Source organism: Lysinibacillus sp. GW823-FHT02G10, from assembly GCF_058797135.1.
Genome location: NZ_JBXAJI010000001.1, coordinates 1 through 12745, shown reverse-complemented (window position 1 = coordinate 12745; position 12745 = coordinate 1). Strand labels below are relative to the sequence as shown.

Below are 12745 nucleotides of genomic sequence, written 5' to 3'. Positions count from 1 at the left end.
TGTGCTAACAAGCTTCTCAGATTAATCGAAGCGCTCTCCTTGTAAAACACCAGTATCTTCTAGCATTTTACGCAAGTATTGATAGTCGTCATCCTGCCAAAACTCTTTTGTTTCAAGCATCTCTGAGGCATCTTTTCTAGCGGTCTCCAATATACGATAATCATGTACTAAATCAGCTACTTTAAAATCAGGTAAACCACTTTGCTTTCTACCAAAAAAGTCTCCTGGTCCCCTTAATTCAAGATCTTTTTCAGCTAAACGGAAACCATCATTTGTTTCTGTCATCGATTGCATACGTTCTTTCCCCTCATCAGACTTAGGATCTGCAAGTAAAATACAGTATGATTGGTGCTCACCACGACCAACACGACCTCGAAGTTGATGCAACTGCGCTAGGCCAAAGCGTTCAGCATCATAGACAAGCATAAAGGTAGCATTTGGTACATTTACACCTACCTCTACAACGGTTGTAGAAACTAAAACTTGAATAGTCCCTTCACTAAAAGCACGCATAACCGCATCTTTTTCATCAGCTGATAAACGCCCATGCATTAAACCAACATGATAACGATATTTAAAATAAGTCGCTAGCTGCTCATAAATTTCCACAGCATTCTGAACATCAAGCTTATCGGATTCCTCGATAAGCGGACAAATCGCATAGGCTTGTCTTCCAGCCGCTAGCTCTAATTCTAGCTTAGATAAAACGGAGCCGAATTGTTCTTTCTTCATCCAATGCGTTTCAATCTGCTTACGCCCTGCTGGCATTTCATCAATCATTGATACGTCCATTTCCCCAAATGCAGTAATAGCTAATGTTCGTGGTATCGGGGTAGCTGTCATAAAAAGCACATCGGGATTCTCCCCTTTATCACGCAAAATACGTCGTTGCTCCACACCAAAGCGGTGCTGTTCATCCGTGATGACAAAGCCAAGTTTATGAAAAATAACATCTGGCTGGATTAGTGCATGTGTACCAATAACAATATCAAGATCTCCATTTGCCAAATCAGCTAATATCACACGTCGCTCTTTTGTTTTAGTGGACCCGGATAAGAGTGCAACACGTACACCAAATGGTTGGAACCATTCTTTCAAATTCTCTAAGTGCTGTTCTGCTAATATTTCAGTTGGTGCCATTAAGGCTCCTTGAAAACCTGCTGTTACGGCTGCATATAGCCCTATTGCTGCTACAACGGTTTTACCCGAACCTACATCCCCTTGTAGCAAGCGATTCATTCGATGCGGCTCCTTCAAATCCTTACAAATTTCATTCACCACGCGTTTTTGAGCATTCGTTAATTCATAGGGTAAGGAAGCGATAAAATCTCGTAACTTATGCACATTAAATTGAATAACTGTACCGTGTTCACTATCCTTCCTTATTTTCCGTAAAGCTTGAATACGCAATTGGAAGTTTAATAGCTCCTCATAGGCAAAGCGTCTCCTTGCTTGTTTAGCGTGCCCAGCATCCAGTGGAAAATGAATACCCTCCAAGCCCTCTCTTATTGAAACAAGCTTATACGACTCTTGTAAATAATATGGAATGGTCTCTGGCAGTACTTCTCCACAATCGTCTAACACTTGTCGCATATATTTTCGAAATCTTTTTTGGGGGATCAAGCCTTTCAGACTATAGACAGGCTCAAAGTCAACTTGATCTGTTTTAGGACCAAATGTAACTGAAGTGCCATTGATTACTTGTCTACCTCGATCCCATTTACCAGTCACCGTAATAATGGAACCAGGTACAAGCTTTTGCTTTAAATAGCCCTGATTGAAAAATACGACTTTCACTAAATGTCTTCCTGCTAAAACAGTTACTTGGAGTCTTGACTTATTACGACCTAAAAATAAAATCGTAGGCTCCCGCTCCACCTTACACTCAACTGTAACCCGTTCGTTATGTGGTGTTTGCGCTAAATCTTTTAAACGAAAATCTTCATGTCGATGTGGGAACGTCCATAATAAATCAGCTATTGTATTGATTCCTAGTGATTCAAGATGGGCTGCTGTTTCTTTCCCGACGCCTTTTAATTCATTGACGGGTCCATATAATTCAGTCATCTTATCCCACAACTCCCTTCATTGATTGTTTATGTAGTGTTATACTCTCTCTATCTAATGTACCATAAATTATTTCCCTAACCCTACACATAAGCAAAAACCCTACCAATGATTGATAGGGTTAAACTTTTGATTATATAATTTCACAGGAGAAACATGTAATTTCTTTCACATATTGCTCATCAACTTCTATTCCTAATCCAGCTTTATCACTTAACTGCAGGATGTCTTTATAGTATGTAACATTTGCCACATCTTTTACAAACATTAATGGTCCGACCATCTCGTTTGTATGGATAATCGACTTACTGATGGCTAGGTGTGCCCCAGCCATTGTTCCGATTGCTGATTCAACCATAGAGCCAACTTGGCAAGGCATCTCTGCAGCCTCCGCAAGACTTGCAAGCGCTAAAGCTGGATAGATTCCACCTGATTTCATTAATTTTATATTTAGCATATCGGCAGCACGCATTTCTATGACATCGACTAAATCATAAATATTATGAACACCTTCGTCTACCATAATACTACAAGGTGAAAGGGCTCTGATTTCTTTTAACGCTCTTAAATCATGTGCTTTTACAGGTTGCTCGTACCAGTCTACATGACAAGCTGTAGTTTCTCTTATTACTTTTAGTGTCTCCATTCTATTCCAACCTTGATTGGCATCTACTCGCAGTTGCACCTCCTCACCTATTGCTTCTCTTACAGCACGAATACGAGCAATATCTAAATCAGCATTTGTACCAACCTTAATTTTAATATTACGGAAACCCGATTTTACAAATTCACTTGCATCTTTAGCCATTTCCTCAGGACTCTTAATGCTAATCACTCTTGGCACCTGTAATTCCTCATGTGCTTTTCCACCAATTAATTGATAAACTGGTTGACCAGTCATTTTCCCCATCAAATCGTAGAGTGCAATGTCCAATGCGGCTTTTGCTGAAGGGACTCCATCAATTTTTTCATTAAACTTTTTATGGATACGGTCTACTGCAAATGGATCTTCATCAATCAGTAATGGCGCTAGTTCATGTTTAATAACGTGATACGTGCTCTCCCAAGTTTCACCCGTCACATTTTGATCAGGCACAGCTTCGCCCCAGCCAACTACACCCTCATCCGTCTCGATTCTGGTAAGAATAGTTGGCATATCATCTAAATGAACATAAGAAATAACGAAGGGTTCCTTTAATTGTAAACGTGCTGCAAACACTTCAATCTTTTTTATCACGATGTAAAACTCCTTTTCGTATAAATAGTCTGATTATTTATGTTGCAAGATAATATTTATAAATAGTTGAATCGCATCAGGGAAAACATCTTCATCTAGATCAAATCGTGGATGATGATGTGGATATTGGCTTTTTTCACCACCCATACCTACAAAAACAAATGCTCCAGGCTTATGTTGTAAATAATAAGAAAAATCTTCTCCACCCATGACTGGTTCGACTACCTTAAATGCGGTATCTCCGAATTGTTCCCGTACAATCGATTCAATAAATCGTGATTGTGTTGGATCATTGACGAGCGGAGGTGTTCCTAAAATAAAATCGATTTTTCCTTCTGCTCCAAATGCTCGGCAAATCCCTTCTGTTAAACTTACCATTTTCGTTTTAATGATTTTTACAGTGTTCGGTGTCAATGCTCTGATCGTTCCAGTTAATTTTGCCGTATCAGGAATAATATTATAAGTGGTTCCCGCTTGTATATTACCAACTGTAATGACACCCGCATCGATAGGATTGACATTTCTACTTATGATACTTTGAAAAGCTTGCATTAAATGGCTAGCTATATAAATAGGATCAATTGTTTCATGTGGCATCGAACCATGACCACCATACCCTTGAATTATAATTTCAAAATCATCAATAGAAGCCATCATCGGTCCATGTGTTAAACCTATCTTCCCTTTCTCTAAACCTTGCCATAAGTGAATGCCAAAAATAGCATCTATATCTTCCAACACACCTTTTTGAATTAATAAATCAGCGCCACTTGGCGTGATTTCCTCTGCTGATTGAAATATAAGCTTGATATTCGGCTCGATTTTCTCTCTATTTAAGCTTATCCATGTTGCAACTGCTAATAAAATCGCTGTATGACCATCATGGCCACACATATGAGCAACACCTTGCCTGTCTGAAATGTACGGTTTGTCTCCCTCTTCTTTTATAGGTAAGGCATCTATATCGGCACGTAATGCAATAGTTTTTGTTCCCTTTGTCCCTTTTATAAACGCCACTACACCTGGAGGTTCATAATCTAGAATTTCTATATCTAACTCCTCTAGTCTTTTGCGAATAAACTCACTTGTTTCGTATTCTTCACCAGAAAGCTCTGGGTATTGGTGCAGATGACGGCGATCCTCTATTGCCTTTTCTGCTAATTTTTTTATATTCATTATTTCCATTGTTAAACTCCTTTAGAAAGGTCCGTATTGTATGACTTGTGCAATAATGAGCGATATTACCGCAACTGTTACTTGAATAAGCATAAACGGAAAAATCCACTTTATCCATTTACCCCAAGGAATACCCGCAATTGATAATCCCGCCATTAAAAAACCTACTGTTGGGAATATAATATTCGACATACCATCGCCAAATTGATAGGCAAGTACGGCTGTTTGTCTTGTAACACCGATCATATCTGATAAAGGTGCCATAATTGGCATCGTTAAGGCAGCCTGTCCACTTCCTGATGGTACTAAAAAATTTAAAAATAACTGGAAGATAAACATCCCTACAGCATTTAGTGCAGGTGGAACTGAATCAAGCAATGCAGATGTGTAAAAGAGAATTGTATCAATTAATCCTGAGTTATTGAAAATCACTAAAATAGACTGAGCTAACCCAATGATAAGAGCGCCACCAACTAAATCACCTGCGCCCTTCATAAATGAATTAGCAATATGCGAAGGTGATAATTTGCCAATAAGCCCCATTAAAATACCAAACAATAAAAATAAACCAGCTATTTCAGTAATGTACCAACCTAGTTTTACAACCCCGTACATCAATACGATAAAATTCAAAAGAAATGTAGCCATAACAAGCTTATGTCTTATTTCCATTTTCGAATTCCCCTGTACGAAATCACCCTCATCATTGCGAAAATTTCCATAAAAGCCGAGTTTAGGATTATTTTTCACTTTTCTTGCATAGCGATAAACATATATTGTTGCTACTGTGTATAAGACAACAAAAATGACAATTCGAAAAGCAATCCCTGAAAATAATGGCAAGCCCGCAATCTCTTGCGCTATTCCTACTGTAAACGGATTCATAACAGCTGCCGAAAATCCGACAGATGCACCAAGAATAACAATTGCAAAACCTGTAATTGCATCAAACCCTAGGGCAACAGCAAGCGGTGCAAGAATCCCTACATATACAATCGTTTCATCAGACATCCCCATTAATGACCCAGCACAGGCGAAAAACAACATTAATACTGGTATTATTAACATTTCGCGTTTTGCCATTTTTACAGATAGCATGGCGATAAAGGATTCTAATGCCCCTGTGGCTGATAGTATTCCAAAGGTACCTCCTACAATCAATACGAAGAAAATAATACTTGCTCCTTGCATCATGCCTGAATGTACACTGCTAAAAATATCCAAAAAGCCAATGGGGTTCATATCTGTAAAACTAAATGTCCCAGGTTGAATCACTTGACGTCCATTAACTTCTTCCCGTTGAAATGAACCAGCTGGAATAAAATACGTTAAAATGGAAGATACAACAATAAGGCAAATGATTAACACATAAACATTGATTCCTTTTTGTTGCTCTATTTCTTTATTAGCTATAAATTTAGTCATCCGCCATCCTCCTTAGTTGAATCATTGAATAAATACAAATTTTTATGTCCACTATCAATACGTAACATATCTCTCCAACATAAAAAGCCATCCCCTTTTTTTGAAATTTCCGTCTTATTCATTGTAATTGATAAAAAAATAAATAAAAAATTACTATTTTGAATAGTTACTATTGATAAATTTACATATAAATTCATCGAGATACATCAAAAAAATTACAAATAAAAAGAACGTTACATCCCTGCGATTTCACCAGGCAGCAACATTCTTTTCATTCTTTTCGATATACAAACCAATTAAATTGTTTTCCATGTGTCTTTAACTAAATCAATAAATGTACTTACATTACTAAATGTTTTAGCATTTTGAGGAAAAATTAAATAAGTGGGTAACTTTTTAGGGAATCGGTACAGAACTTGAAGACTCCCTTTTGTTACCTCTTTTTGAATAATAATATCACTCAACAAGGCTAGACCCACTTGTTCCATTACTGCTCTCTTAATTGCTTCCTCGCTTCCAAATTCCACTATTGTTTGTGGCTTACACTTAATTTCTTGCAGGCAACTGACAATACAGTCATCCATTCCATAGGTTATAAAGGGATAATCATCAAATATTTCCTGCACAGTGCGATCCTTTATAATAAGCGGATTTCCAACCAATACTAAATCCTCTTCCTCCAATAAAATCCCCTCTACACCAGCGTAACTAGGGGATCCAGCTACAAAACCTATATCTGCTTGGTTTGAACTCACAAGTTTGGCTGTTTCTTTACTATTGGCACAAAGAAGTTTTAGGTTTACCTGAGGGTACTGTTTTAAAAACGAACCGATAATATGTGATAAATAATAGCCGCAATAAAACTCTGGTGCAGCGATTGTCAAATGACCAAATGGCTTTTCGAAATTCTTCAAATCCTGTTCCATTTCTTCAATAATCCCAAATAATTGATCTGTATGTTCCTTTACTATTTTTCCTACTTGAGAAAGAAACATTTTCTTACCCATTCGATTAATTAAGATATGGCCTAACTCTTCCTCTAACGCTTTAATCTGTTGGCTAATTGTAGGCTGGCTATAATTAAGAATTTCAGCCGCTTTTGTAAAGTTGAGGTAAGTTGAAACAACATGAAATGTTTTCAAATTACGCAAATCCATCTCTATTCACGTCCCTGCTATATAATTAAGATAAATATATTTCCTTATTAAAATTTAATTATACTTAAATCGACTATGTACGTAAGAGGTTTTTTCTTTCCAGTAAGTTATCAACCAACATAAAAACATGCTACCTATTTAGATAGCATGTTTCTTATATTTATTGAAGTGCTTTAATGCTTTGTAAGCCACCATTTTCAAGGATGGCTTTACTGATCGCCTTCCCTGTTGGTGTTGCAGCTAGACCGCCTCGTGCCGTCTCTTTAAGATTAGGACTCATAGATTGTCCAATGCGATACATAGCACCAATTACTTCATCACACGGAATACGACTTGTTACACCAGCAAGTGCCATATCCGCCGCTACTAGGGAGTTAGATGCACCCATTGCATTACGTTTGACACAAGGCACTTCAACCAAGCCTGCCACTGGATCACAAACAAGACCTAGCATGTTTTTTAATGTAATGGCAAAAGCTTCTGAACATTGCTGTGGTGTACCTCCAGCCATTTCGACAATAGCAGCTGCAGCCATACCTGCAGCTGAACCAACCTCTGCCTGACAACCACCAGCAGCCCCAGAAATGGAAGCGTTATTGGCTACCACAAATCCAAATGCTCCTGACGTAAATAAATAACGAATCATTTGCTCACGAGTTGGATTTAGTTTGTTTTTTACTGCAAACAGTGTTCCTGGTACTACACCTGCTGAACCTGCTGTTGGTGTTGCACAGATTGTTCCCATTGCAGCATTTACTTCATTAGTTGCAACCGCTTTACTTACTGCATCTAATAATAAATCACCTGAAAGTGACTTTCCTTGTGCAATATAATTTTGAAGTAATACGGCATCCCCACCAGTTAAACCTGTTACTGATTGCACACCTTGTAATCCACGTTCAATTGCTTCTTCCATCACTGTTAAATTTCGATCCATTTGCTGGATGATTTCTTCACGCGTTCTACCAGTTATCAATATTTCTTGTTCAATCATAATTTCTGATATTAATTTATCTTCTTTCTCTGCTCGTTCAACAAGTTCACGAACATTATGAAATAAAACGTCCATCACGGGACACCTCCTTAGTTATTAATTTTTGAGACCTTTGTAATATATGGAATTAAAGATATTTGCTGTAGCACCTTATCCTCAATGTTTTGATCAACTTCAATCACCATCAAAGCAGTTAAACCACGTTCGATACGTGATACCTCCATATGCCCAATGTTGACTTCATGCATCGCCAAGCAATTGGCTACATTGGCAATACAGCCAGCACGATCGTCATGAACAACAAGAATAGCTGGCATACCACCAGTTAAACGTAACTTAAAGCCATTGACTTCACTGACTTCAATTTTTCCGCCACCAATTGAAATACCGACTACTGATATTTCCCCTTCATCGTCTCCAATGACAAGTCGAGCCGTATTTGGATGCTCGGTATTAGCTGTTTCAGGAATGAATTCGTATTCTAATCCTGCTTTTTTGGCATCTTCAAATGCCGTTTTAATACGATCATCAAATGTATCGTAATTTAATAAGCCTCCTACAATCGCAACATCTGTACCATGCCCTCTATACGTTTCTGCAAATGATCCATATAAATGAATTTTTGCCCATTTAGGTTGTCTACCAAATAAATCCCTTGCAACACGCCCGATGCGAGCTGCTCCTGCCGTATGAGAGGAGGAAGGCCCAATCATGACTGGTCCAATAATATCAAATACTGAAGTAAACTTCATACAAACACCCCTCTATTCTATTCGTATAATAATATTTATTTTTATTTATATCATGCTTGATAGTTACTATAAAAGTAAAGCATTTAATTTATCAACTTTCAGAAAATTACCACTACTATAATTTATAGTAAATATTTATGCTTATTTATTGTCCGTACCATATATACACAACTACGAAAGCGGCGATATTCCAATATTTCCAAATTTTATATCCTGTGGGTACGTACATTGAATGATTCATATTTAGTATGTTTTTAATAAATTTAATCCAACATTCTCTTTGTAGCATAAACAAAAGCAGTACACGTTTTGTGCACTGCTTTCTTTACGGAATAGCAAAGTAGCATGTAATTATTCTACTGAAATAATATATGGATATAACCCTTGTTTACCATCAAATAATTCAACTTCTACATCCGGATAGTTCTCTTCTATGAAAGCTACCAACTCAGAGGCAGCTTGTTCAGTTGTATCTTCACCATAAATGACTGTAACAATCTCAGCATCTTCATCGACTAAATCCTTAATTACTTTTTCAGCTGCATCCTTTAGTGCTGGTGTAGAAAGGACAATTTTTCCTTCTGCCAATGCCATAAAATCATCTTTGTGAATTTCAACACCATCAATAGATGTATCACGCACTGCATAGGTAACTTGACCTGTCTTCACATTTGTAAATGCTTCTGACATTGTTTTTTTATTTACATCAACAGCTGCCTCTGGGTTAAACGCTAAAATCGCTGCCATTCCTTGAGGAATCGTCTTCGTAGGAACTACTGCTGCATCAATTTCTAATAGTTCAACCGCTTGCTCCGCTGCCATCACTATATTTTTATTATTCGGTAAGATTAATACTTTCTCTGCACCGATTTCTTGTACAGCCTTCACGATATCTTCAGTTGAAGGATTCATTGTTTGACCGCCTTCAATGACATAGGAAGCACCGATAGAGCGCAATAATTCTGCCACACCTTCACCCATAGCAATCGTTACAATAGCATATGGATGTTTTTCTACTTTTTTAGCAGGCGTAGGGGCTTTATGTTCCTCGCCAACGATTGCTGAATGCTGCTCACGCATATTATCAACTTTAATTTTTATAAGACTACCGTATTTTTGGCCAATTGATAGAACAGAACCTGGTTGCTCGGAATGGATATGAACCTTCGCAATTTCCTCATCTGAAATAACAAGTAAAGAATCACCTAAAGGATTTAATTCATTACGGAATTGTTCTTCATTAAAAGGTTCTTTTCCTTCTTCTAAGCGTACCATTATTTCTGTACAGTAACCAAATTCAATATCAGCAGTGTTCATGAAATCTTGGGCTCTATGATGTTCTGCATTGATTAAATCATCTAGCGTCGCATCATTTTTCTCCGGAAGAGCCTCCCCCTTTAAGGAAGCTAAAAATCCTTCATACACAAATAGTAAGCCTTGACCACCACTATCTACCACACCAACTTCTTTTAAAACAGGCAGTAGGTCAGGTGTACGATCCAACGATGCCTTTGCCTCTGCTGTAAAAGCTTCCATTACGGCAATGATATCGTTTTCAGTTTCTGCTACTTCTACACCTTTTTTCGCAGCTTCACGTGCCACCGTTAAAATTGTTCCTTCTACTGGCTTCATAACAGCTTTATATGCCGTATCAACACCCGCTTGGAATGCTCCAGCAAAGCCCTTTGCATCAATTGTTGACTCCTTCTCAATAAACTTCCCAAAACCACGGAATAACTGAGATAGAATAACGCCTGAATTCCCACGCGCTCCCATTAACAAGCCTTTTGATAATGCCTGTGCTGTTTTACCAATATGCTCTGAAGCAGCATGCTCTGTTTCCTTTGCACCAGATGTCATCGATAAGTTCATATTTGTACCTGTATCACCATCTGGAACGGGGAAAACATTTAATGAATCTACATAATTTGCATTTTGGTATAGGTGATGCGCCCCCATTTGTACCATTTCAGCAAACTTTATACCGTCTAAAGACTGCATTCGATTTAGTTCCTCCTCTTAATTCGCTACACGAACGCCCTGTACAAAGATATTGACAGATTTTACGCTCATACCTAATGTTTTATCTACTGTATATTTCACTTTCGATTGTACTTGATAAGCCACTTCCGAAATTTTTGTCCCGTAACTAACAATAATGTACATATCTATATGTAAATCGTCGTCCTGTTGTCGAATTACAACACCTTTTGCGAAGTTTTCTTTACGTAAAATATCAGTTAGACCATCACGAATTTGATGTTTAGATGCCATGCCAACAATACCGTAGCATTCTACAGCAGCTCCACCAGCAATTTGTGCAAGTACATCTGTTGAAATATCAATTTGGCCGAATTCATTGTTTAATTCAATTGACATAGAAATGCCCCCTTGGCTCTTTTTGACTAAACTATATTGTAACACTTTCGTTATAATTTAAGCAACCTAAGGGGGTATTGAAGGGCTTCGTAGCAACGTTTTCTGACTTCAAATAGACGCATTTGCTTCTTCATCAAAAATTGCCATTTTGCAGAAATAGTTATTTCGTCCGTTTTGCTTTGCCAAATATAGCGCTTGGTCAGCTAATTCACAACATGTTTGTAAATGCTCATATTTTGCGATTTTAGCTTGACACATTCCAATACTAACAGTAACTTGTTGGGCAATAGTAGATTGTAAATGCGGTATATTAAGTTGTCGAATTTCTTCTAAGATTTCTTCACATACAGGTTCAGCAACCTTATGAGTATGCTGGCTTATCATAACAAACTCCTCGCCACCCCAACGGGCAACAAATGCATTATACTTCCCTGCAATTTCCTCCAATAGAGATGCGACTTTGACAATTGCTGCATCTCCCTGCAAATGACCATAATAATCATTAAATTTTTTAAAGCAATCAATATCAATCATTATGACTGTTAAAGGTTGTGTTTGATAAAGTTGCTGTCCGATCTTATTCAATTTTTGGTTAAATGCACGTCGATTAGGTAGATTCGTTAAAGAATCTTTTAATGCTTGCTCTGCTAATTCATTATTTTTAATAGCCAACAATTCTGATAGTCGCTTCGTTTTAGTCATTTCCTCATTCAATAAAATATGCTGGGTATGGATTTGTTTACGAACCTTATAGGTCTGATATTGAATCATTACACCAATAGGTATTAATAATGACATGGGTAATATAATTTTTATATTTTCACTCGATATTCCAGCACTCATATATGCACTCACAATAATGGCTGATGCAGAAAGCAAAATAATCCAGACAATTTTTCGTAAAGGTAACGCGAATACTGTACAAATAATGATTAAAATAACCTCATAGAGTGCTGCATGACGGAAAAAGTAAACATCCAATACCGATATCGCAGTAATCAAAAGCATTATTGTGTAAATATAAACAACAACCAACCGTTCATACTTCTGTATATTAACAGGAGTAATATGAATTCGCTTTTCTCGGATAAACAATAATACTGCAACATCTATATAAAACATAGCGATATGAATGGCAATATAGACGGGAACCATGGCTCTTTCCGCCTTCACAAAAAATACCTCTCCATAATGTATTAACGAAATAATGACTGATACATACATGAGTGTCCAAGCAACTATTCTCATCCCTTTTAAATTCGACTGAACCATTTCTTCGCGAATAGAAAAAGCTAATTTTTCTTGATTTTCCATCATGCTCTCTCCTCATGCCCACTTTCAAATAATTATAATGTCCTATATGTATCGTCATGATAACGAAAAATACAAGTCAATCTAAATTTTTCTGATAAATAAAAAAGTTGATACCTTTATAGCATCAACTTTTTACATTGTATTCAATTAAATATCGAAAAATTTATTTGGCTAAAATAGACTTTTAATAAGCGTGTCAATCATAACAGGCATCTCTTTAAACGCACTATCCACATGCAATCGT

10 protein-coding genes are annotated in these 12745 nt (G+C 37.2%); all 10 read right to left on the bottom strand.

The window, feature by feature from the left end:
* Positions 1-21: 21 nt before the first annotated feature.
* Positions 22-2067, bottom strand: coding sequence for an ATP-dependent DNA helicase RecG (gene recG, locus AC1RFD_RS00050; RefSeq protein ID WP_492474399.1), 2046 nt, complete (start codon positions 2065-2067; stop codon positions 22-24).
* A gap of 133 nt (positions 2068-2200) precedes the next feature.
* Positions 2201-3304, bottom strand: coding sequence for a mandelate racemase/muconate lactonizing enzyme family protein (locus AC1RFD_RS00045; protein ID WP_492474398.1), 1104 nt, complete (start codon positions 3302-3304; stop codon positions 2201-2203).
* Positions 3305-3337: 33 nt separating this feature from the next.
* Positions 3338-4489: a M20 metallopeptidase family protein gene (locus AC1RFD_RS00040; RefSeq protein ID WP_054550501.1), complete on the bottom strand. Its 1152-nt coding sequence runs from the start codon at positions 4487-4489 to the stop codon at positions 3338-3340.
* 12 nt (positions 4490-4501) lie between these two features.
* On the bottom strand, positions 4502-5905 hold the full coding sequence (locus AC1RFD_RS00035; RefSeq protein ID WP_492474397.1) for a YfcC family protein: 1404 nt from the start codon (positions 5903-5905) through the stop codon (positions 4502-4504).
* Positions 5906-6201: 296 nt separating this feature from the next.
* Positions 6202-7062 carry a LysR family transcriptional regulator gene (locus tag AC1RFD_RS00030; protein WP_066037825.1) on the bottom strand — a complete coding sequence of 287 codons (861 nt, stop codon included), beginning with the start codon at positions 7060-7062 and terminating at the stop codon, positions 6202-6204.
* A 160-nt stretch (positions 7063-7222) separates the two neighbouring features.
* On the bottom strand, positions 7223-8131 hold the full coding sequence (gene sdaAA / locus AC1RFD_RS00025; RefSeq protein ID WP_004269428.1) for an L-serine ammonia-lyase, iron-sulfur-dependent, subunit alpha: 909 nt from the start codon (positions 8129-8131) through the stop codon (positions 7223-7225).
* A gap of 14 nt (positions 8132-8145) precedes the next feature.
* Positions 8146-8808 carry an L-serine ammonia-lyase, iron-sulfur-dependent subunit beta gene (gene sdaAB, locus AC1RFD_RS00020; protein ID WP_492474396.1) on the bottom strand — a complete coding sequence of 221 codons (663 nt, stop codon included), beginning with the start codon at positions 8806-8808 and terminating at the stop codon, positions 8146-8148.
* 351 nt (positions 8809-9159) lie between these two features.
* Positions 9160-10809: a DAK2 domain-containing protein gene (locus AC1RFD_RS00015; RefSeq protein ID WP_281115362.1), complete on the bottom strand. Its 1650-nt coding sequence runs from the start codon at positions 10807-10809 to the stop codon at positions 9160-9162.
* Between the two features lie 18 nt (positions 10810-10827).
* Entirely contained in the window at positions 10828-11187 is a 360-nt protein-coding gene (locus AC1RFD_RS00010) for an Asp23/Gls24 family envelope stress response protein (protein WP_004269431.1), read from the bottom strand.
* Between the two features lie 108 nt (positions 11188-11295).
* Positions 11296-12501 (bottom strand): GGDEF domain-containing protein, encoded by a 1206-nt coding sequence (locus AC1RFD_RS00005; RefSeq protein WP_066037826.1) that lies wholly within the window; start codon positions 12499-12501, stop codon positions 11296-11298.
* Between the last annotated feature and the right edge of the window lie 244 nt (positions 12502-12745).

Bases quoted from the DNA above. Each gene is read 5' to 3' on its own strand.
- recG (WP_492474399.1), bottom strand. From the start codon at position 2,067: ATGACTGAATTATATGGACCCGTCAATGAATTAAAAGGCGTCGGGAAA.
- AC1RFD_RS00040 (WP_054550501.1), bottom strand. From the start codon at position 4,489: ATGGAAATAATGAATATAAAAAAATTAGCAGAAAAGGCAATAGAGGAT.
- sdaAA (WP_004269428.1), bottom strand. From the start codon at position 8,131: ATGGACGTTTTATTTCATAATGTTCGTGAACTTGTTGAACGAGCAGAG.
- AC1RFD_RS00015 (WP_281115362.1), bottom strand. From the start codon at position 10,809: ATGCAGTCTTTAGACGGTATAAAGTTTGCTGAAATGGTACAAATGGGG.
- AC1RFD_RS00030 (WP_066037825.1), bottom strand. From the start codon at position 7,062: ATGGATTTGCGTAATTTGAAAACATTTCATGTTGTTTCAACTTACCTC.
- sdaAB (WP_492474396.1), bottom strand. From the start codon at position 8,808: ATGAAGTTTACTTCAGTATTTGATATTATTGGACCAGTCATGATTGGG.
- AC1RFD_RS00005 (WP_066037826.1), bottom strand. From the start codon at position 12,501: ATGGAAAATCAAGAAAAATTAGCTTTTTCTATTCGCGAAGAAATGGTT.
- AC1RFD_RS00010 (WP_004269431.1), bottom strand. From the start codon at position 11,187: ATGTCAATTGAATTAAACAATGAATTCGGCCAAATTGATATTTCAACA.
- AC1RFD_RS00035 (WP_492474397.1), bottom strand. From the start codon at position 5,905: ATGACTAAATTTATAGCTAATAAAGAAATAGAGCAACAAAAAGGAATC.